Raw genomic sequence first — 19,363 nt, forward strand, 5'->3', positions numbered from 1 at the left:
TGTGGCGGCTGATGCCCCGCAGGGTGTGGTCGCCGATCGAGTAGCAGCCGCGGACGTCACCGACTCCTCGGGCGTGTGGGCCGCGGGATGCCGGTCCGGGCACCCCGTTCGGGTCGGGAGGATCCGACCGGGCATCGACGTCCGCGGAGCCGGCCACGGGCGTGCTGCTACTTGTTGTGCGTGGGGTAGACCTTGACGTCGGTGTAGAACCCCTTGATGTTGCCCGCGCCGGCGGGCCACTTCACGTTCACGTGGCTGGTCTGGTTCGGGGGCGTCACCTGGATCCCGGTCGGGCGGGTGAGGCTGTTGGCGCTGTTGTCGATCTCGTACGAGAGATTGAAGATTGCGGCCTCGCCGGGCTTCAGGTCGGTGATGCGGGGTTCGGCCTTGCCACGCTCGATGGGGTTCGTGGTGTTGTCCTGGTCGGTGATGCCGATACCGGCGAAGCCCGTTGCCGAGCAGGTGGTGGTGCCCCGGTTGGTCATGGTGATGTCGATGGTGCCGGTGCTCGCGTCGGGCGAGGCGTTCTTGGCTTCGACAGTCAGGTTCTGGGTCTTGCAGGGCTGGACGTTCTGGCCGCCCTGCGGTGCACTGTCCCCGCTGCTGCCGGACGTCGTACTGACGGAACTCGGCTTCGCGGTCTGAGTCTTGCCCTTGTCCGCAGTGCCGCCGCTCGGGGAAGGGCTGGCCTTCGCGGGGTCCGTGGGCTGGGAGGAGGCGGGCGGGACGCTTCCCTTGCCGGCGGTGTCCTTGCCCGAGTCGTCACCGGCGCAGGCAGTGAGCGAGAGGGCGGCAGCGACGCCGAGGGCCGCGAACGCGCTGGTGCGGCGGATGTGGTTCTTCATGGCGCTTCCCCGTAACTGGTGTGGTGCGTAAGGTGCTTGCGGTCGAAACATTCGTTCCTGTGGTCGAAACGATCTTTTCACGGTGGGTGTGACAACTGGCTGCGGATGAGGTCCGGATCCTGTCACGAGACTGTTGTGACCCATGCCTGACCTTGAGATCCTTGGACCTCCTACCGACCCTGCGGAAATGTGCCGGTGACGTGGTCGGGCCGGTTCCGCCCCGCCCTACGGGGTGAACCGGTGCTCCCCCGCCCCTTGCAGCAGGTGCTGCCTGTCCGGGCTGCGGTCGGCGGCAGTCCGCAATCGGCGGTCCGCGCCGACCGGTTGGGCCTGCAGGTCCAGGCGCCGTGCTGCGGGACGTTGCCACCACGCAGCACCGTGCGGCGCGGTCCTCGATCAGGCCTGCGGCTCGGATACCCCGGGCGGGAACCGCTGTGCGCCGATGACGTGGAGCAGCTGCAGTTTTTCGTAGCTCTCGGTGCCGGGCGGGGCCGTGTAGACGAGCAGGGTCTGGGACTGCTCGGGGTCGAGCAGGATCTGGCAGTGCAGTTCCATCAGGCCCAGTTCTGGGTGGTTCAGGCGCTTGCGCTGGTCGGTGAGCCGGACACCGACTTCGTGCTCGTTCCAGCGGGCCGCGAATTCGGCGCTGCGTCCCAGGAGCGCGTCGGCGAGTTCCGCTGCGCGCGAGCCTGGTCCCTCGCGGGTGACGGCTGCGCGTAGTTGTGAGGTGAACGCGCGGCCGTGCAGGTCGTGGTCCTCCGCGGGGTAGAGCCGGCGTGAGGCGGGGTCGGTGTACCACCGGTAGACCATGCTGCGCGCGTGGCCTGTGTAGTGCGTCTCGTCGCCCACCAGTGCGACGGCAAGCCGGGTCTGCACGAGCGTTTCCCCGAGCCCGGACATGACTTGGGCGGGGGTGTCTCCCAGCCGGTCGAGCACCCGCATCATGCCCGGGTTCACGTGGTCGCCGCGCATGGCCCGGCGCGGCGTGTTGTGACCGGCGAGGAGGAAGAGGTGGTCGCGCTCGTCGAGGGTGAGGTGCAGGCCGCGGGCGATCTGGGTCAACATCTGCTCGGACGGCTGGGGGCCGCGCTGGCGTTCCAGACGGCTGTAGTAGTCGGTGGACATCCCGACGAGCGTGGCGACCTCCTCGCGTCGCAGCCCCGCAGTGCGCCGGCGAGGCCCGCGGGGCAGTCCCACGTCCTCGGGCTGCAACAGCCCGCGGCGCTTGCGCAGGAAGTCAGCCAGTGTCGCTCGATCCATCGATGTCGCCTTTCCTGGGGGCCTTGAACGTCCTCAGGCTCTACTGCACTGTCGCACGGGCACGAATCGCCATCCGGGCCGGTCGGTCCCGTTTGCCGGGCCGGGCCGGACCCAGGGTCGCGGTCATTCCAAGGTCGAGACCCACTCGACCATCGTGCGTCTGTACAGCTCGGGCTCGTACGCGTGCGTCGAGTGCGGCACGTCCGGGAGCGACCGGTAGGTGAATTCCGAACCGCTTGCTCCACAGCGCCATCGCCGGGCCCATGTACTGGCGGATCGCAGGTCCGCAGGACGCGGTCGCCTCCGCGGCGAACAGGGTGCGTCCTCCCACGCGGCCGCGCGAATCCGGCCGGGATTGGCGAAGGCCGACAGCGAGGCGGCGATCACCCCTCCGGACGACACGCCGCTGACGATGCAGTAGTTCAGCCGCACCTCGCCGAGATCGACGGTGTGCTCCTGGAACGCGTGGGGGACGAGGACGTCGGCGCGATCCTCGGCTTCACGGTATTTCATCACTCGCCACCCTCCGGGCTGACGACCCGGCGCGATGGCCGCGCGAGTCGTTCGCCGCGCCAAGGCTCACATGTGGCGCAATGTCCAGCAAGGAACCGGCTGTCCATGGATTGTCGATCCCCCTTCCCACGGCCCAGAGGGGGATCGGCTGTCCATGGACAGCCGGTTCCTTGTTACCTTCCATGATTCGCGGTGCAGTGGTGTCGCTGGCTGAGGACAGGGCCGGGACGACGATCGCGCGAACAGTGGGTGCTCGCGCAGACAGGTGGGAACCGCCATGAGCAACTGGACCGCTGCAGATCTCCCCGACATGGCCGGGCGCACCGTGGTGGTCACCGGGGCGTCGGGAGGCATCGGCCTGATCACGGCCCGCGAACTGGCCAGGGCGGGCGCACACGTCGTCCTGGCGGTGCGCAATGCTGCCAAGGGCGAGGAGATCGCGCGCACCCTGCCCGGCGACACGGAAGTACGACACCTCGACGTAGCGAGCCTTGAGTCGGTGCGCGCCTTCGCCCACGCGTGGAGGGGCCGCCTCGACATCCTGGTCAACAACGCCGGCATCATGCAGGTTCCCCTCGCCTACACCGCCGACGGCTTCGAGTCCCAGGCGGCGACCAACTTCTACGGCCCGTTCGCCCTCACGAACCTCCTCCTGCCGCACATCACCGACCGCGTCATCACGGTCTCCTCCCAGCTGCACCGCCGCGGGCACGTGCGCATGGACGACCTGAACTGGAGGAAGCGGAAGTACAACGGCACTGCCGCCTACTGCGACTCCAAGCTCGACGCGACCCTGTTCGCCATCGAGCTGAACCGGCGGCTGACTGCCGGCGGCAGCCCGGTGCGGTCGCTCCTGGCCCATCCCGGAATCGCGTCCACCAACCTCACCGCCCACGTCGGCGGGATCCCCCGCGTTGTGGGCCGCGCGCTGCGCTTCATGGTGAACGACGCCGCGCAAGGCGCACTCCCGACGCTGTACGCCGCCACCCAGGACATCCCCGGCGGCTCCTACGTCGGCCCCGACGGCCCCGGCAGCATCAAGGGGTATCCCGCAGTCCGCAGGCCCTCCCCCGCCGCACTGGACCCGCAGACCGCCCGCACACTGTGGGACGTCACCGCCGGGATCACCGGTACCGGAGCCCAACTGCCCGCCGCTGCTTGAGCGGGTCACCGGACCCGCTCCCGAACCGCCACCGAAGAGCGCACAGCGCGCCTCGCAACAGCATCAAGACGCGCTGAGCACGGAGGCGTCGAAACCCGGATCGGCCAACCCCATTGAGGGACAGTACTTCCAGTCCGCTCTCGCCCGCACCACGTCGGCTGCCTGGCGGTCCGTCATACCCTCCGCGAACTACGGCACCAGCACCAACCGCGCCCGTGAGGCAGCAGTCCTTGTGAATTGGCCGCCAGAGTCGCTCCGGAGGGCACCTCACTCACGATCACCTCCCGGTGCCGACTGCCCCCGGCCCTGGGGCAGCCGGCCCTCACGTGATCCGAACGTACCGCGAGCCGGCCCGCCGCTACGGCCCCCTGCGGTGCTCCGGCGTCAGCCATTGCCCGGTATCCGCCTTCCGGGGGGCCGGCGTCACCCGGCGCCCGTGAGGTGCTCCCGCGCCCAGGTACCAAAGCTGGTGAGGGGCAGTCCGAGGTCCCGGGCGAACCCGGGGCGGGCGGGCTGGGAGTACTCGTTGATACGGGCCTGCGCGAAGCCCATGCCGGGCATCCCGGCGGCGGTCGCCTCCTCGTCAGTCATGTCGGGCGCGGCCAGCTCGGTGCCCAGGGCGTGCGAGAGGACCGCGGCGATGTCCGTCATCGTCAGGAAGTCGCCGGCCAGTTCAAGCTCGACCCGGTCGAACCGCTCCGGCTCAGCGACGGCCGCCGCGGCGGCCGTACCGATGTCGTCGACAGCAATCAGGGACAGCCGGGTCGCGGGCTTCAGCAGGCTCACCAGGCCGCCCTCGACCCCACGGGGGAACATGATCTGCGCGGAGGGCTGGAAGTTCTCCATGAAGAACCCCGGCTTGATGAGCGTCCAGTGCGCGAAGCCCGCCTCACGGACCCGGTCCTGGATCCCGGCCTTGGCGGCGTAGTAGGGCTCCATCCAGGCCCAGCGGCCGGCAACCCAGTCGACGTGCTGTCCTGCGCCGGAGACGGAGGTGTGCACGAACTGGGTGACGCCGGCGGCACGCGCGCCTTCGATCAGGTTGACGGCCTGTGCGACCTCGCCCTCGAATCCGCGGCCGTCCATGTCGGGCATCTGGACGGAGAAGACGGCGCGCGCTCCCACGGCCGCCCGGCTCACGGAGCCCCGGTCGTCGAGGTCGCCGGTGACCAGTTCGCCGCCGAGCGCCTCGACGGCCCTCGCCCGGGCGGTGGCGGGGTCGCGGACCAGCGCCCGGACGGGAACACCTGCCGCGAGCAGGGCGCGGGCGGTGGCGCCGCCCTGGCGACCTGTGGCGCCGACGACCAGAACGGGGGCGGAATCTGTGCTCATGCTTCTCCTCGGATGACATCCGGACATAAACGGCGGGCCCCGCCGTTTACCGTCGGCTACGATACGGAGGACCCCGCCACTTAGCAAGCACGGAGATGACGCCATGACGGGCCAGCGCGCGGACGCACGGCGCAACTACGCGCGGATCCTCGCCGTGGCCGAGGCGGAGGTCGCCGCGCACGGCGCAGAAGCCTCCCTGGAGCAGATCGCCCGCACCGCCGGAGTCGGATCGGCCACCGTGCGCCGGCACTTCCCCAACCGCCGGGCCCTGCTGGAGGCCGTGTTCAGCAACCGGATCGACGCCCTGTGTGCCCGTGCCGCGGATCTCGTCGACGCGGACGATCCCCGGACCGCGCTGCTGGACTGGCTGGGCTCCCTCACCACGTACGCGACCTCCGCCCGCGGCATGGCCGACGCGCTGCTCCAGGACGCGACGGACGACGCGGACCACCTGAACGTCTGCTCGGCCCGGCTCGGCGGCGCGGTCGATCCGCTGCTGCACCGTGCCGCACGGGCCGGGGCGGTGGCGGCCGAGGTGACCACCGCCGACCTGATCTCACTGGTCACCGGCCTCGCCCTCGCCACGGAGCACCATCCGGACCCCGCCGCCGAGGCGAACAGGCTGCTCGCCCTGACCGTACGGGGCATCAGCCCGCACATGTGACGCAGGCGCCCCCGCCCCGGGCACCGGGCACCGGGCACCGGGCACCGGGCACCGGGCACGACCCTCCCGGACAACCTCTACCGCATCCGTCCCGTGACGGGCCGGGACCGTCCGGACCGTTGTGGCTTCCGCGTATCGGCGTCCAACGGCATTGCCGTGACCTGCAGGGCTGCGGCGTTCCGGGCTCGTGCCCTCCGAATGTGTTCCCGAGAACTGTCCAATCCTCGCCGGCCGGGCCTCAGAACCCCTTCCACTCTGCCCGGCCTCTCACGCGCAGACTGTTCCCGCTGGTCAGCAACCCTGTTGTGGTTCAGGCGACGCGGGTGTCGTAGGCCTGGCGGTTGGTGAGCACGTCGTCCATGTGCACCTCGGCCCAGGCCTTGAGACCCCGCATCATCCCGTACAGCGACAGGCCGAGATCGGTCAGCTCGTAGGAGACCGTGACCGGCACGGTCGGCACCACGGTGCGGGACACCAGGCCGTCGCGCTCCAGGGAGCGCAGCGTCTGGGTGAGCATCTTCTGACTGACGCCGGCCAGCAGGCGCTGCAGCTCCGAGTAGCGCATCACCCGGGGCCCGCCGGCGCAGTCGGCGCCGGGCTCATACGCACTGTCGCTCCCGAGCGCGGCCAGGATCAGCGTGACCCACTTGTCGGAGATCCGGTCGAGCAGCTTGCGGCTGGGACAGGCCGCCACGAAGGCGTCGTACTCCACCTTGGCCTGTGCCCTGCGCTGGGCCGCCGTCATCGTCGCCATGGACCGTTCCTCTCACCTGCGGGTGCCCTACGAACTCGGAAGTGCCTACTTCCCGACAGGAAGCTACGTACCAATAGTGGTGCAAGGAACCGCCAGGCACCATCCCCTGGCTCGACACGAAAGGCCCACGATGAGCACCCTCTCCGTTTCGCTGCCCGGCGGCACCTGGGACCTGGGCGACCTGACCGTCACCCGGTTCGGCTACGGCGCCATGCAGCTCGCGGGCCCCTGGGTCATGGGCCCGCCCGCCGACCGCGACGGCGCACTCGCCGTCCTGAGCGAGGCCGTCGGCCTCGGCATCACCCACATCGACACCGCCGACGCCTACGGGCCGCACATCACCAACCAGCTGATCCGCGAGGCCCTGCACCCGTACTCCGACGCGCTGCACATCGTGACCAAGGTCGGCGCGACCAGGGACCAGGAGGGCGGCTGGCCCCCGGCACGTAAGCCCGAAGAGCTGCGCAGGGCCGTCACCGAGAACCTGGAGAACCTCGGCCTCGACACGCTGGATGTGGTCAACCTCCGGCTCGGCGACGCCCAGGGCCCCGTGGCCGGTTCGCTCGCCGAGGCGTTCGAAACACTCGTCGAACTCCAGCAGCAGGGACTGATCCGGCACCTCGGCGTGAGCAACGCGACGACGGCACAGGTCGCGGAGGCACGCTCGATCGCGCCGATCGTGTGCGTCCAGAACATGTACAACCTCGCCCACCGCCAGGACGACGAGCTGATCGACGAACTCGCCGAACAGGACATCGCCTATGTGCCCTTCTTCCCCCTCGGCGGCTTCAGCCCGCTGCAGTCCTCCGCACTCACGGCCGTGGCCACCCGGCTGGATGCGACGTCGATGTCGGTCGCCCTGACCTGGCTGTTGCAGCGGTCGCCGAACATCCTGCTGATCCCCGGCACCTCGTCGGTGGCACACCTGCGAGAGAACGTCGCAGGCGCGGAACTCCAGCTCTCCGAGGACGATCTCGCCGAGCTGGACAAGATCGGCCGCTAACCCCACGGCAGGCAGCAGCGCCGCGGACGTCGCGGCCGGCCGGGCCGACTGCCGCACGTTCGCCGCGACGCGCCGTCAGGCCGCGTACTGGTACGCCGGGTAGGTCAGATAGCCCGCGTCACCGCCCTGGAAGTACGTGGCCTCGTCGACGGGGGCGATCGGAAGCCCGCTCCGCAGCCGTTCGACCAGGTCGGGGTTGGCGATGAAGGCCCGGCCGAAACTGATGAGATCGGCACCCAGGCCGAGCCAGCGGTCGGCATCGTCCCGGCCGGTCTGCTTCGGTCCCATCGGAAGTACGGGGTTGACGACGAGGGTGCCCGGCCAGGCCCGGCGCAGCGCGACGAGCACCTCCTCGTCCGCGGTCGCCTCCAGGTGCACGTAGGCCAGGCCGAGCGGGGCCAGTTCGGTCAGCAACGCGGCGTAGAGGGCACTGACGTCACTCTCCTCGACGCCCCAGAACGTCCCGCCCGGCGAGAGCCGGATACCGGTCCTGCTCGCGCCGACGGCCTCGACGGTGGCGGTGACGGCCTCGACGGCGAACCTGATCCGGTTGGCGATCGAACCTCCGTAGCGGTCGGCTCGCACGTTGGCGTTGGACGACAGGAACTGCGAGATCAGGTAGCCGTTCGCGCCGTGCAGCTCCACGCCGTCGAAGCCCGCATCGACGGCACGACTGGCGGCCCGGGCGTACGACAGGGCGTGTTCGGGTACTTCGGCCGTCTCCAGGGCGCGTGGCATCGGGGCGGGCTGGGGCCCGGTGGGGGTGAACACGTCGCCGACGGCCGGGACGGCCGAGGGCCCGACCGGCTGCAGGCCGGTGGTGTCGGGATGCGAGACCCGGCCGCCGTGCATGATCTGGGCGAAGATCCGGCCGCCGTTGGCGTGGACGGCGGCGGTCACCGGGCGCCACGCGGCGACCTGCTCGTCGGTGTGCAGCCCCGGCGTACCCGGGTTGGACTGTCCGACCACGCTCGGCTGCACACCCTCGCTGACGATCAGTCCGGCCGTGGACCGCTGGGCGTAGTAGGTCGCCATCGACGGTGTCGCGAGACCGCCGGCGGCGGCCCGGACCCGGCTCATCGGAGCCATGACCACCCGGTTGGGCAAGGTCAGGCCGCCAAGTGGGTAGCTGGTGAAAAGGGTCATCATGTCAGGACTCCTCCGCGCTCCGCGGCACCCGAACCTCGGGCACAGCAGCTACGCTAAAACCTCACACTGACGTCAGAGGCAAGTGTCTGTGACGCAGAACTCAGCCGGGAGGGCCTTGTGCGGATCGGGGAGCTCGCGTCACGGGCCGGAGTCAGCGTCAGGTCCGTGCGCTACTACGAGGAGCAGGGGCTGCTGGCCAGCACCCGCAGTGCCAGCGGGCAGCGGCACTACACGGACGGTGACGTCGAGCGGGTCACGTTCGTCCAACGGCTGTACGCCGCCGGCCTGTCCAGCCGAACCATCGTCGAGCTGCTGCCCTGCGTCGACGCGCCCAGCGAGGCCAACTCCGACTCCGCGCTGGAGCGGATGGCGCTGGAGCGCGACCGGCTCTCCGCGCACATCGCCGACCTCGTACGGACCAGAGCCGCACTCGACGCGCTGACGGCCACGGCCAGGGCGCACCGGGAACAGCTGGGGACGGCCCCGGTATCCCGGACGGCAGCGGGTGGCTGATCCCCCGCCGACGTCCTCAGGAGGACAACTCGATGTACTCCCCGCAGAGCCCGAGTCCCGGTCCGGAGCGCGGCTCGACGCAGTCGCCGACGCGCTCCCGCTCCGCCACAGTGACGGTGTTCGCTCCCGGGACCAGCAAGGGAGCGGGCACATCCAGGGTCACCTGCGGTCCGACCTCCCAGTAGCGGCCGAACAGGAACCCGTTCACCAGCGGTTGTGGACCTCCTCGGCCCAGCCGGTCAGACCGTCCAGGGCGATCCACTCACCGTCGTCGGTGCGGGCCCGGCCGGTGAACCTGCCGAAGCACTGGTTGGTGCGGTTGCCGAGCAGACCGAGTTCCGTGCGGGTGGCCCGCAGATGGAAGGGGTGGAAGTCGGCCTCGACCCGCGGACCGGTGATCCGCCACGGCCGGAGCCAGTCGGCGGGGTCGTAGGACCAGGCCAGCTCCTCGTGGATCTTGTGGAGCCGGCCGTCCACGAACAGGGCGTTCTCCGTCGAGCCGGTGCCGTCGGTCCACCTCCCGCCGAGCTGGATCGCCCGGCCGGGCGCCGCGCCCGCGGCCCAGTTCCACGAGATCCGGTAGGGCCACCTGCCGCGACCGTGGTCCAGGACGGCGAACGAGTCGGCCGCATCGACCGTGAACTCACCGGACCCGTCCAGACGCAGCTCCCCGGACACCGGCCGGCCGACGTCCTTGACCGTGTACTGGAACCGCTTCGCCGACCACGGCACCACCACCCCCAGCGACTCGTGTCCCTGCGGCAGCGGCACCTCCAGGTCCATCCCGAAGCCGATCGCGGGCGCGGCCGCCCTGATCGTCGTGCCGTCGGACCGCTGCTCGACGACGATGTCCACTCCGCCGCCGCGCGCCGAGGCGGTACCGGCACCGCTGCCGTCCGGCAACCGCACCCCGCGGGCGAACGGCACCACGGCGTCCTTCGCGAGCTCCACGCCGGTCTCCCGGTCCAGGACGTAGACGCCGTTCACCGCCGCGTAGTCCAGCGACGACACGACCAGGCCCACGATGTGCCGGGGAGTGACGATCCCCCAGTACTCCCAGCGCTTGGTCCGGCCCCAGCCACGCAGGCCGGCGCGGTGCAGCGGCTGCCGGGTCCAGCCGACGGCCGCGGGGTTCAACCGCCCGTTCGGCAGGCACAGGTCGACGGCTGCGGTGATCTCGGGCAGGGGCAGGGCACTCACGTCAGTCGGAGCCTCTCGTCGATGGCCCTGACTGCGGGTGCCGGTCACAACGTCCGTGCAGGCCTGAAACGGGTGTCGGCCGATGCTACGCCGGTGGGCGCCGCGGGGTCGAGGGCGGCCCCGACCGCGAGGTCCTCGACGCTCCGGAGCAGCGTCTCGAACCGCGCGGGGGGAAAGTGGCGGGTGTCCGCGGTGAAGCTGAGCAGGATGCCCTCCGGTTCCTCCTCGACGTTCAGGAACAGGCGCTCGGACGGCCTGTCGGTCTTTCCCGCCCAGCGGAACACACTGCCGTCACCTGCGGCGCGCGCCTGCTCCAGGGTGAGCGCCGCCGGCGCCCCGTCGCCGGGGAACTCGTCACGGCGGTCGTTGAACACGCACGAGATGTCGAACCCGGGGCCGCGCTCCCGGGAGACCCGGTCGATCAGTTCCGCGAGCCGCCGCGGGTTGTAGTACCCGTACTTGTACGCGCTCAGGGTGGCGCGCCGCGTGCGGGCCACTGCCTCGTCGACGGTGGTGTCCGCCACGTCGAGCACGCAGAGGCCGAGCTGCGAGAGCATGCACACCACGTTCGCCAGGCCCGGGCGGAAGCGGTTGCCCACGATGGGCCGCACCACCACCGGGTTGACGGCCGTGACGCGTGCGAGAGCGACCGCGTACAGAGCCAGCAGCACCGTGGACGGCGTCGCGCCGGTGCGCTGCGCAACGGCCTGGGCCGCAGGCCGCAGCGCGAGGGACCGGAGTTCGGCGCTCCAGTACCGAGGACCGGGCGGCTGCGCCGAGCTGGGCAGGGGGCGCGGTGTGATCGCGGTCAGCAGCTTCTCGTGGTGGCGCAGCGACCTGTCGTCCTGGAGGCGGCCGGCCGCGGAGCGCTGCCAGCGGGCCTGCTCCAGTTGCTGCATGCCCACGGACGGGGTGGTGGTCCTGGCGGCCACCTCCTGCAGCATCGCCCGCGCGCCTGCGACGTCGGTCACCAGATGGCACATGACGGCGACCATGTGTGTGAGTTCGCCGCGCCGCCGGATGACGGCCATGCGTACCGGCCAGTCGTCCGCGAAGGCGAAGGGTGCGTGTCGGTAGTGTGCCTCGACGGCGGCGGCCGTCTCCTCGGGCTCCTCGTCGTCAGGGACGTCGTGGATCTCGATGAAGGCCTCGCCCGATCCGAACAGCTCCTGCACGGGATCGGGCCCGGCGTCGAAGCGCAGCCGGGTGCGCATCGAGGGGTAGCGGGTCATCAGGTACCGCAGTTCCTCCGCGACGTCGCGGACGGACACGCCGGCCTCCAGCGGCTTCCTGCCGCCCAGCGGCATCCAGGAGCCGTGGCGCGACATCGCCTCCCAGATCGACCACTGCCCCCAGGTCAGCTCCTCGACGCCCGCGTCCAGACCCTCGAAGGTGACGGTCACGCGCTCGGCGGGGCCGGGCAGTTGGTGCCCGTCGCCTTCGCCGGGCAGGCGGATCGGGTGTGCGTGGCGCGCTTCTCTGTCGCTCATCGCCGGTGCCTCCAGGATTCGTGTGCGCCGCCGCCCCGGCCCCCGCGCGCATCGCCCGGGGTGAGGCTCCCGATCCCCGCGAGCGCACGCGAGCAGATTATCGCGCGAGCGGCCGCTCCGGCAGGGGCGGCCCGCACCGCCGCACGGCGTTGCCGAAGTGGTGCACCATCCGGCGCCCGGTCAGGTCGACGGAGTGGTCCCACCGGGCGGTGTGGAGCACGGGGCCGGCGAACTCATCGATCCGGGGAACTAACCACCCGCCGTGACCGGCGCTCGGTGTCGTCCACGTCGACGCGGAGACTCAACCCGCCCTCCAGGAACAGCCCGACCAGCTACCTTGTCCCGCCCGGCCGTCTACCGGCCGCCATGTGGGGGCGCGCCCTCGCCGACCGGGACGACGAGCACGACCAGCGAGTGCTGGAGACGGCCGCGAAGACGGTGCTGCGGGTGCCTGAGCCGTGAGATCCCCCTCCCCCGACGCCGACGGCCACCTCGACGTTTCCGAGTTGCGGATGACGAGCAAGGAGAACCGGGACGAGAACGGATACCGCGTTCCGTCGGAAGCGGAAGTGGGGGGCGAAGTGGTGAGCCAACTCGACGAGATGTGGGCCGAAGGCTGGGCGCCGGCCTGGGATGGACTGTTCCGGGCGGACGGCCGGTCCCGGGACGCCGACGTCGGAGGACCGGCCGTGGAGGACTTCACGCTCGGTGAGCCGGTCGACCTGGACGAGCTCATGGCGGACGACCCCGAGATGGTGACCTCGGTCAGCGTCTTCGCCGAGGCCGCACTGCCAGACGGCTCGGGACACCTGTGCGGCGGTGGCGGGTCACTCGGGTCGGAAGGCCTCCTCGCCCGGTTCGACGCGGACCGGAGACTGGTCTGGCTACTGCACCTCTCCGATTCGAACGAGTTCGTCCGGATCTCCGTCGACTGGCCGACAGCGGCCTTCACCAACAACCTGGGCAACTCGATCATCATTGACCTGACCACTCCGGACTTCGCCGCCGACCGGCCCGGCTGACCGGCCCGGCCCACGCTTGCAGGGTGCCGAGCGAGCCACGGCCGGCACCCTGCGCTCCGCGGCCCACGGCGCGTGCTCAACCAGGAAGGATCCGCCAAGGACTATCTCCACGCGGGCCACCCAGGGCCGCCGCGCGACCTCCCCACCAGGGAAACGGGAGGCCGATGACCCAGGACACAGGCCTGGGACAACCTGCCGGGGTCACGCAAGTCCCGGCCCGCCCCGTCAGCCGGCGCCCTCGGAGGGCGGCTCGCGGTCCCCACGGGGACGGACCCTGAGCAGGATCAGGAGGGCGACGCCGACCATCGCGAGGGCCCCGAAGAGCTCCGGGAGCAGCAGCCCGCCGACCAGGGCGATCACTGCGACGTCGAGGACTGCCAGGGCGGGAAGTGCCCCGAAGGTCAGGACATACCACCACGTGAGCCGGTGCTGCTGGGCCATGACCGCACTCTACTTTCCCGGCTCGGTGGGGGGCAGGGGGTGGCGGTCTCATCGGTGGGGGCTGTGCTCGTGATCGTGGAGTGCCGGCCCTTCAAGCGGCCCGTCTTCGCCGCGCGCCGCACCAGGTAGGGGCCCAGGTACACCGAGAGCAGGTTCAGGAGCATCATCGCGAAGACGGTTCCGCTGACGATGTGGTGCGAGAGCGAGCCGGGGCGCAACGCGAAGATCCCGGCGCCGGCGGTCGAGACGGCCAGCAGGGTCGCGACCGTCCGGCTGCGCATCCTGTGTCGTCCGAGCATGCCGGGTTCCCCTGCCTGTTGGTCGCCGTGGGCGGCCGTCCGGACTCTACCGCCGGTGCGCCCCTGATGACGGTCCGTCGGGTGCCGGCGGCGGGGCAGGCCTGGCGGACGGCGGCGGCCGCGGACTACGTGCCCGGGGGGAACAACGGGGCCCCTGCCCTGACGGCGGCCGCCGGGCATTCGCAGAGACCCGTACCACCGCGCTGTGCCATGATCCCTGCTGTGACGTGGGGGAAGAAGTTCGGGGTGATGGCGGCGGTGCTCGCGCTGGCATCGGCCGGCGGGACGGCGTGGCACCTGAACCGGCAGGCCGAGGACCGGGTGGTGTGCCGGGCCCTGCAGGGCCTGGACGGCCGGACCTACCAGCCGGCGGTGATGGAACAGATCCACCGCGCAGGGCGGGAGGACGGCGGCAGGCTGGGAGACATCACCCGGAACGTCGACGGCATCGGGTGGCCGGGGCACCTCGGACTGGAATCGGAGGACTACGACTACGCCCTGTCGACCTGCGGCGAACTCGGCCTGCCGGTCCCGAACGTCGACTGAGCCCCGCCCACTCCGAAACAACCGCAACGGGGCGCCGGCGAAGCCGAGCCCGCACCAGGACCGGCACACGCCGCTCGCACGCCCGTCAGGGGGATGTGCCAGAGTCTGCGGATGCTGAAGATCGTGGTGCAGACGGAGAACCGGGAGCGGCACGAAGGTGTGTCCGCCGAGGAACTGGCCGGGCTGGTCCGGCGGATCGGCGGTGACGGTGACCAGTTCCTGGTGGCCCAGCGGATACCCGACCTGCCCGACGTCTACGCCCAGGTCCTGCACAAGGCCGGCGGCCACTACACGCTGGAGCACCGCGACGGCGCCGCCGACCGGCACTTCGAGGTGACCGTCGACGGCGCCGAGGCCGTGATCGCGGCGATGGCCGGCTGGGCCGCGCAGGAGCCCGGCTGGGACAGCGGCCTGGCCTGGTCCCTGCTGGACATGGGCCCCGTCCGCGAGGTGCCGCCGCTCGACCTCGACGAAGGCGAGCGCGACGAGCTGGAGCAGCGTGTCCGCGAGGTGCTGGCCGGCGGCTACGCCACCCGCGCCGAACTGGCGGAACTCGCCGAGGAGTACCTGGTCACCGCGGAGCGCCGGCCCGTTTCGCGCGGGCAGGCACAGGCCCTGGCCGACCGGATGTGGCTGGAGCGCGTCGCGGAGCAGGCCCACTGGCGGGGCGAGACGGACCCCGAGCGGCTCACCCGCGCGTTCACCGCCCTCCAGGAGTCGGGGATCACCGCCCGCGAGAACTTCACCTGTTGCCGCACCTGCGGCCAGTCCGACATCGGCGGCGAAGGCGGACCCGACGCCCGCGGCTTCGTCTACTTCCACTCCCAGTGCACGGACTCCGCCGCCGCCGGTCACGGACTGACACTCCTCTACGGCGGCTTCGACGACTCGCCCACCACCACCGTCGCCATTGGCCACGAGATCGTGACCGCCCTCGAAGCAGCCGGCCTGCGCACCGACTGGGACCACAACCCCGGACAGGCCATCACCATCACCCCCCTGGACTGGCGCCGCCGCCTGATCGGCTAGCAACACGTCAGGAGCATCAGGCGCACCACTGCGGCGGCCTCGGCAGCAAGCGCCGGCTGAACAACCTGCCGCCCGACATCCACGAGGCCCTCACGGCGTACTCGACGGACAGTCAGGGTCGTCGGAAGCTCGATCCGGTCCTGCGGCGGGCGCCGGCCGGCCGCCGGCTCCAGCACCATCTCTGCCGACACTGCACCCATCTGCGACAGTGGCTGACGCACCGTCGTCAGCGCGAGAACCGACCACTGCGCGACCAGCAGGTCGTCGAAGCCCACCACGCTCAGGTCCTGCGGAATCCGCATCGCGGCCTCACGCGCGGCCTCGTACACCCTCAAGGCCTACAGGTCGTTGGCGGCGAACACAGCCGTCGGCGGTTCGGACAGTCCCAGCAGGTGGCGCCCCTCCGCCCGGCCGCCCTCGACACGGAGCGGCGCATGCCGAATGAGCCGGCTGTGGACGCCCCCCGGCGGCGTCCATCGCCGCCGCCCGGAAGCCGTCGAGGCGGGCCCGGCAGCAGAACAGCTCGGCCGGGCCGTCGACGACCGCGATCCAGCGGTGGCCCGGCTCCAGCAAGTGCCGGGCGGCGAGCAGTCCGCCGTTCCGGTTCATCGCACCCACCAACGGCACCCGGGCCGGAGCACCGACTCGACCTCCGGGCCACCCTGCTGTGGACCGCCTCGGACACCTGACGGCGGGCCCGTGGCCGAGAGTCGTCGGGTGGCGCTCCGTCGGCCGGAGGACCTGCCACACAGTGGGGTGCGGGAAGTGAACGAGCGTACGAATTCAGCCGTTCCGACGATCTGCCTGCCGACGGGCCCGGGGAAGTGGAGACTTGAGCTTCATCACGGGCTCCCTCCCGGCTTCGGACAGTCGACACGCAAGTCGATGTCCCTGACGAGACAGGAGCCTTCGGATGACCCGCTTGCGCGTTCCCCGTCCTGCCACCCTTGCCACCGCAGCGGCAACTGCCCTGCTCCTCCTGGGCTCGGTGCCCGTGGCGACGGCCGCACCCACCGAGGCCCCACTGACCTCACGGCTGCTCCCGATCCCGCCGGGCGCTCTCCACAGCTTCACCAAGGGGCTGAACAGCGGCGGCACGGTCGTCGGCGAGTACTACCTGGAGGGCTCAACCGGGCCGTTGGCGATCCGCTGGAACGTCGGTCACCCCGGCCGCCCCGGCCTGTCCAATTACGCCCGGCTGGCGCCGCTGCCCGGTGAACGATTCAGCACCGCGACCGCGCTGAGCGACGCCGGTTGGGTGGCCGGCCTCTCCTACGACAGCACGCCCAGCCTCCACCCCGTCCGCTGGACCCCGGGTGGAACCGCCCCGACCCGATTGGCGCTGCCGGATGGCTCGCAGGGCGGCCACACATCGGCCGTCAACGACCACGGGGTCACGGTCGGCGACACCTACGGTGAGGACTCCCGCCCCCGCCCGCTGCGCTGGCAGCCCGACGGCCGTAGGACGCACCTACCGCTGCTGCCCGGCGACACCAGCGGCACCGCGACGGCAATCAACAACCTCGGCACGGCCGTCGGCTGGTCCGAACAGGACGCCGCCGCCGACCGCCCCGCGCGTCCGGTGCGGTGGAACGCGGCGGGCGCGGTGAGCGCCCTACCCCTCCCGACGGGGATCGTCGGGGCCCGGACCAGCCGCATCACCGACAACGGCGTGATCCTCGGACAGGGACGGCCGGCCGGGAGCACGGAGTACGACCACGTGCTGGTGTGGGCGGCGGACGGCACCGTCCGCGACGCCGGGCGCGGGCGGGGGTACGACGTGAACCGGTCTGCCACCGCCGTGGGAGCCTCGCTGGACGACGACCCGAACGGCGAGACGGCCCGCTGGAACGCGAACGGCACCCGCACCGTGCTCGCCAATCCGGCCGAGGCCGCCGGCGAGGTACTCGGGGTCAACAACCGTGGGACGGCAGTCGGCTACGCCTGGCCACCGGCCGGCAACCCCGCCCTGGACAAGGCCCTGCTCTGGAAGCCCGACGGCACGGCCGTCCCCCTCCCGGCGGGGCCGCTCGGCCCCTACGCCGCCGCCTTCTCGGTCAACGATGCAGGCCTGATCGCCGGCTTCGCCGTCGGCACCGACGGCGCCGGCAACCCGACCACCTGGCGCGCGACCGTCTGGAAGCGCTGACGCCCGCCTGGCGGCCCGCCCCCCGGGGCGGGTCGCTGATCGTGGACCACACGCCCTCGCGACCGGCAACCGCTTCCTCTCCCACGTCTACGACACCACCCACCAGCCACCCCACCGCCGAATCCTGGCTCCCACCAGCTGCCCGGCCGAAGGCGAACGCGGCCGTCCGGGATCCGCCGACTCCTTCGCCTCCCTCGAAGCGCTCACCTTCTCAACCTCAACCTCGACCTCGACCTCGACCTCGACCTCGACCTCGACCTGGCCGCCGCCGGCGCCTTGGGGCGGGGAGCGGGTATCCGCCCAGGTCGCACCCTGCTCACCGGGGCGCAGCCGGGCGGGCCGGAGGTGATCAGGGTCTCGTTTTCGCCGTGCAGCAGCCGGGCCCGGAGGATCGGTAGCTCCGACGCCGCGGCGAGGAACGCCTCGTCGTCCTCGGCCATCAGCCGGGCTGCCTCGCGGATCTCGGCGATCCGGTCGAGCAGGGCGCCGACATACGCCAGCCGCCCGGCGAGACCGCGCCCGCAGCCGCCCCGGCCCGACTCCGCTCGCCCCCGGCAGCCTCGCCTTCTCAGCCCCGGACCGCCATGTCTGAGCGGTACCACCACGGGTTGCGCCACGTCCGGGACCAGCTCACCACCTGGCCCCACCTCCCGGTGTTCCAGCGCCTCCACCTGGACAGTGGTCGTAGCAGGCCCGGCTCCCGCCTCGGATACCGTGTTCCTCTACGGGGTGCCACAACGGATGTGACGCCCCTCACCGGAGGTAAGTCAGCGTATGAGTTCAAAGCGCAGCAAGAATCCAGCCCTGCCCGTACTTGACGACGCATTCCGACTCGCGTCGGTCAAGGATGCCGAAGAGTCCACCCGTGACTTGGCCGCGCGGCTGGCCACCACCGAGCTGCGCCGCGTTTCCCACCCGGGCCGGGTCACCTGGGAGCCCACCGATCAGGCCGAGCCCGTACCGGTCCCGCCGACTGTGGTCGACGGTGACGGGGACCTGTGGCTGCGGGACCGGGGCACTGGCACCTGGACCATGCCCGAGTTCAACCCGAAGGAGTTCCCGGCCCGCTGTGGCGAGGTTCTGACATGGAACCAGCTTGCCTGCGAGTTCGGCCCGCTGACCGCACTGGCCGACGACCGCCGCATCGGCAGCCGCCGGCGCTGACCGCGCAGCCTTCTGGGACGGTAGTCGGCGAGGCCGAGTCCGAAGGAGGTGGGCGTGGGGTGCCGTCCGGGGACGCGGGCTCGTCCGGCGGTTCGGCGTGCCGTGGGCAGCGGGTGTCGCTCGTGGCCGACGATGCCGGTATGAGCGCTCCCGAAGATCCGGTCGGCCCCGACTCCCGCTAGCTGTCGGTCACGGCCGAGGCCCACGGCTGGACGGTGACGTGGTCGCCGGACGGGCTCACCATGACGGCCGGTCCGGTGCCCGCCCTCGCCACGTTCACAGGGACCGGTATCCGGCCCCTCCTGCACCGGATCGGCCCCGTGACCCGGGCCCGCACAGCGGCGCAGTCGTCCGGCCGCCACCGCTGCTCCGCCGCCTCAGCCGTGCCCGCGCCCTCGGGATCCCCGTCCAGCAGGTCGGCCGCCATGCCTTCGCCGTGGCACCGCCCCGGCAGGGGACGGATGCCGTACTGCCTGCGGAAGCAACGGAGCGGAACCGGGCCCCGTGCCGGCAGGCGCTGTTGGGGCACGGCTTCTCAGCGGGGTTCCGGCACGGACCAGGCAGGGCTCCGCCCTGTGCACAACGCCCCCGGAGAGAAACCAACCCGTCCGCCCCCACGGAACCCGGTCTGCCCCCTCGCCCGGGGACCACTCGCGCGGGCCATCGCCCGCGGCCCCGCGGGCCATGCCGATGCCCGGCGGGCGCGTCGGGGCTCGGTCGCCGCGGCGACCCTTACGATCACCGCTGTGACGAACGACCTGCGGGACGACCTCCGCGCGCTGCCGCCGACGCGTGCCGAGCTGAAGCGCGCCTGGCGCCGGGCGGGAG

Annotated in this window: 21 protein-coding genes; 9 read left to right on the forward strand and 12 right to left on the reverse strand. The window is 71.5% G+C overall.

Translation table 11 applies throughout. The features are described 5' to 3' along the window. Positions 1-167: 167 nt before the first annotated feature. From ACFUK0_RS08070 to ACFUK0_RS08080, 3 genes are all read right to left on the reverse strand, one after another. Positions 168-845, reverse strand: coding sequence for a DUF4232 domain-containing protein (locus ACFUK0_RS08070; RefSeq protein WP_380247394.1), 678 nt, complete (start codon positions 843-845; stop codon positions 168-170). Positions 846-1,241: 396 nt separating this feature from the next. Further along, the gene (locus tag ACFUK0_RS08075) at positions 1,242-2,105 is read right to left on the reverse strand and encodes a helix-turn-helix transcriptional regulator (protein ID WP_380247395.1); all 864 of its coding nucleotides are present in this window, start codon (positions 2,103-2,105) and stop codon (positions 1,242-1,244) included. A gap of 123 nt (positions 2,106-2,228) precedes the next feature. Continuing rightward, complete coding sequence (locus ACFUK0_RS08080) at positions 2,229-2,618, reverse strand: hypothetical protein (RefSeq protein WP_380247397.1); 390 nt, start codon at positions 2,616-2,618, stop codon at positions 2,229-2,231. Between the two features lie 277 nt (positions 2,619-2,895). Between ACFUK0_RS08080 and ACFUK0_RS08085 the strand changes: the two genes are divergently transcribed. Beyond that, positions 2,896-3,780, forward strand: a complete 885-nt coding sequence (locus ACFUK0_RS08085; protein ID WP_380247399.1) for an oxidoreductase — start codon at positions 2,896-2,898, stop codon at positions 3,778-3,780. A 423-nt stretch (positions 3,781-4,203) separates the two neighbouring features. Here the strand turns inward: ACFUK0_RS08085 and ACFUK0_RS08090 are convergent, their stop codons facing one another. Further along, positions 4,204-5,112 carry an NmrA family NAD(P)-binding protein gene (locus tag ACFUK0_RS08090; protein WP_380247401.1) on the reverse strand — a complete coding sequence of 303 codons (909 nt, stop codon included), beginning with the start codon at positions 5,110-5,112 and terminating at the stop codon, positions 4,204-4,206. Between the two features lie 103 nt (positions 5,113-5,215). On the opposite strand from ACFUK0_RS08090, the gene ACFUK0_RS08095 reads away from it, so the two are divergent. Then, positions 5,216-5,776 (forward strand): TetR/AcrR family transcriptional regulator, encoded by a 561-nt coding sequence (locus ACFUK0_RS08095; RefSeq protein WP_380247402.1) that lies wholly within the window; start codon positions 5,216-5,218, stop codon positions 5,774-5,776. A 310-nt stretch (positions 5,777-6,086) separates the two neighbouring features. Here ACFUK0_RS08095 and ACFUK0_RS08100 read toward each other — a convergent pair whose 3' ends face one another. Then, entirely contained in the window at positions 6,087-6,530 is a 444-nt protein-coding gene (locus tag ACFUK0_RS08100) for a winged helix-turn-helix transcriptional regulator (protein WP_380247404.1), read from the reverse strand. A 130-nt stretch (positions 6,531-6,660) separates the two neighbouring features. On the opposite strand from ACFUK0_RS08100, the gene ACFUK0_RS08105 reads away from it, so the two are divergent. After that, entirely contained in the window at positions 6,661-7,533 is an 873-nt protein-coding gene (locus ACFUK0_RS08105) for an aldo/keto reductase family oxidoreductase (protein ID WP_380247406.1), read from the forward strand. 75 nt (positions 7,534-7,608) lie between these two features. Here the strand turns inward: ACFUK0_RS08105 and ACFUK0_RS08110 are convergent, their stop codons facing one another. Next, positions 7,609-8,682 carry an alkene reductase gene (locus tag ACFUK0_RS08110; RefSeq protein ID WP_380247407.1) on the reverse strand — a complete coding sequence of 358 codons (1,074 nt, stop codon included), beginning with the start codon at positions 8,680-8,682 and terminating at the stop codon, positions 7,609-7,611. A 117-nt stretch (positions 8,683-8,799) separates the two neighbouring features. On the opposite strand from ACFUK0_RS08110, the gene ACFUK0_RS08115 reads away from it, so the two are divergent. Beyond that, positions 8,800-9,195, forward strand: a complete 396-nt coding sequence (locus ACFUK0_RS08115; RefSeq protein WP_380247409.1) for a MerR family transcriptional regulator — start codon at positions 8,800-8,802, stop codon at positions 9,193-9,195. A gap of 16 nt (positions 9,196-9,211) precedes the next feature. Here the strand turns inward: ACFUK0_RS08115 and ACFUK0_RS08120 are convergent, their stop codons facing one another. Genes ACFUK0_RS08120 through ACFUK0_RS08130 form a run of 3 tightly spaced genes read right to left on the reverse strand, consistent with a single transcriptional unit; the run spans position 9,212 to position 11,885 of the window. After that, entirely contained in the window at positions 9,212-9,403 is a 192-nt protein-coding gene (locus tag ACFUK0_RS08120) for a hypothetical protein (RefSeq protein ID WP_380247411.1), read from the reverse strand. Then, positions 9,400-10,395 carry a DUF2804 domain-containing protein gene (locus ACFUK0_RS08125; RefSeq protein ID WP_380247413.1) on the reverse strand — a complete coding sequence of 332 codons (996 nt, stop codon included), beginning with the start codon at positions 10,393-10,395 and terminating at the stop codon, positions 9,400-9,402. Before ACFUK0_RS08125 ends, ACFUK0_RS08120 begins: the two co-directional genes overlap by 4 nt. Positions 10,396-10,439: 44 nt before the next feature. Then, the gene (locus tag ACFUK0_RS08130; RefSeq protein ID WP_380247414.1) at positions 10,440-11,885 is read right to left on the reverse strand and encodes a condensation domain-containing protein; all 1,446 of its coding nucleotides are present in this window, start codon (positions 11,883-11,885) and stop codon (positions 10,440-10,442) included. Between the two features lie 458 nt (positions 11,886-12,343). On the opposite strand from ACFUK0_RS08130, the gene ACFUK0_RS08135 reads away from it, so the two are divergent. Beyond that, positions 12,344-12,907 (forward strand): hypothetical protein, encoded by a 564-nt coding sequence (locus ACFUK0_RS08135; protein WP_380247416.1) that lies wholly within the window; start codon positions 12,344-12,346, stop codon positions 12,905-12,907. Between the two features lie 225 nt (positions 12,908-13,132). Here ACFUK0_RS08135 and ACFUK0_RS08140 read toward each other — a convergent pair whose 3' ends face one another. After that, a complete protein-coding gene (locus tag ACFUK0_RS08140; RefSeq protein ID WP_380247418.1) occupies positions 13,133-13,348 on the reverse strand; it encodes a hypothetical protein in 216 nt (71 codons plus the stop codon). Beyond that, positions 13,309-13,647 carry a hypothetical protein gene (locus tag ACFUK0_RS08145; RefSeq protein WP_380247420.1) on the reverse strand — a complete coding sequence of 113 codons (339 nt, stop codon included), beginning with the start codon at positions 13,645-13,647 and terminating at the stop codon, positions 13,309-13,311. Before ACFUK0_RS08145 ends, ACFUK0_RS08140 begins: the two co-directional genes overlap by 40 nt. A gap of 222 nt (positions 13,648-13,869) precedes the next feature. On the opposite strand from ACFUK0_RS08145, the gene ACFUK0_RS08150 reads away from it, so the two are divergent. Together ACFUK0_RS08150 and ACFUK0_RS08155 are read left to right on the forward strand one after the other, a co-directional pair. Next, complete coding sequence (locus tag ACFUK0_RS08150) at positions 13,870-14,193, forward strand: hypothetical protein (protein WP_380247421.1); 324 nt, start codon at positions 13,870-13,872, stop codon at positions 14,191-14,193. Between the two features lie 111 nt (positions 14,194-14,304). Then, the gene (locus ACFUK0_RS08155; RefSeq protein ID WP_380247423.1) at positions 14,305-15,222 is read left to right on the forward strand and encodes a DUF6891 domain-containing protein; all 918 of its coding nucleotides are present in this window, start codon (positions 14,305-14,307) and stop codon (positions 15,220-15,222) included. On the opposite strand, the gene ACFUK0_RS08160 is transcribed toward ACFUK0_RS08155, so the two are convergent. Beyond that, entirely contained in the window at positions 15,219-15,551 is a 333-nt protein-coding gene (locus ACFUK0_RS08160; RefSeq protein ID WP_380247425.1) for a substrate-binding domain-containing protein, read from the reverse strand. The genes ACFUK0_RS08155 and ACFUK0_RS08160 overlap by 4 nt on opposite strands. 584 nt (positions 15,552-16,135) lie before the next feature. On the opposite strand from ACFUK0_RS08160, the gene ACFUK0_RS08165 reads away from it, so the two are divergent. Beyond that, positions 16,136-17,371, forward strand: a complete 1,236-nt coding sequence (locus ACFUK0_RS08165; RefSeq protein ID WP_380247427.1) for a hypothetical protein — start codon at positions 16,136-16,138, stop codon at positions 17,369-17,371. 774 nt (positions 17,372-18,145) lie between these two features. Beyond that, entirely contained in the window at positions 18,146-18,535 is a 390-nt protein-coding gene (locus ACFUK0_RS08170; RefSeq protein WP_380247429.1) for a hypothetical protein, read from the forward strand. Positions 18,536-19,363: the final 828 nt, after the last annotated feature.

This window comes from Kitasatospora sp. NPDC057223 (assembly GCF_042669755.1).
In the GTDB taxonomy this organism is placed as follows: Bacteria; Actinomycetota; Actinomycetes; order Streptomycetales; family Streptomycetaceae; genus Kitasatospora.

Coding starts and splice junctions, on each gene's coding strand:
- ACFUK0_RS08070 (WP_380247394.1), bottom strand. CDS start 845: ATGAAGAACCACATCCGCCGCACCAGCGCGTTCGCGGCCCTCGGCGTC.
- ACFUK0_RS08075 (WP_380247395.1), bottom strand. CDS start 2,105: ATGGATCGAGCGACACTGGCTGACTTCCTGCGCAAGCGCCGCGGGCTG.
- ACFUK0_RS08080 (WP_380247397.1), bottom strand. CDS start 2,618: ATGAAATACCGTGAAGCCGAGGATCGCGCCGACGTCCTCGTCCCCCAC.
- ACFUK0_RS08085 (WP_380247399.1), top strand. CDS start 2,896: ATGAGCAACTGGACCGCTGCAGATCTCCCCGACATGGCCGGGCGCACC.
- ACFUK0_RS08090 (WP_380247401.1), bottom strand. CDS start 5,112: ATGAGCACAGATTCCGCCCCCGTTCTGGTCGTCGGCGCCACAGGTCGC.
- ACFUK0_RS08095 (WP_380247402.1), top strand. CDS start 5,216: ATGACGGGCCAGCGCGCGGACGCACGGCGCAACTACGCGCGGATCCTC.
- ACFUK0_RS08100 (WP_380247404.1), bottom strand. CDS start 6,530: ATGGCGACGATGACGGCGGCCCAGCGCAGGGCACAGGCCAAGGTGGAG.
- ACFUK0_RS08105 (WP_380247406.1), top strand. CDS start 6,661: ATGAGCACCCTCTCCGTTTCGCTGCCCGGCGGCACCTGGGACCTGGGC.
- ACFUK0_RS08110 (WP_380247407.1), bottom strand. CDS start 8,682: ATGATGACCCTTTTCACCAGCTACCCACTTGGCGGCCTGACCTTGCCC.
- ACFUK0_RS08130 (WP_380247414.1), bottom strand. CDS start 11,885: ATGAGCGACAGAGAAGCGCGCCACGCACACCCGATCCGCCTGCCCGGC.
- ACFUK0_RS08140 (WP_380247418.1), bottom strand. CDS start 13,348: ATGGCCCAGCAGCACCGGCTCACGTGGTGGTATGTCCTGACCTTCGGG.
- ACFUK0_RS08145 (WP_380247420.1), bottom strand. CDS start 13,647: ATGCTCGGACGACACAGGATGCGCAGCCGGACGGTCGCGACCCTGCTG.
- ACFUK0_RS08155 (WP_380247423.1), top strand. CDS start 14,305: ATGCTGAAGATCGTGGTGCAGACGGAGAACCGGGAGCGGCACGAAGGT.
- ACFUK0_RS08165 (WP_380247427.1), top strand. CDS start 16,136: ATGACCCGCTTGCGCGTTCCCCGTCCTGCCACCCTTGCCACCGCAGCG.
- ACFUK0_RS08170 (WP_380247429.1), top strand. CDS start 18,146: ATGAGTTCAAAGCGCAGCAAGAATCCAGCCCTGCCCGTACTTGACGAC.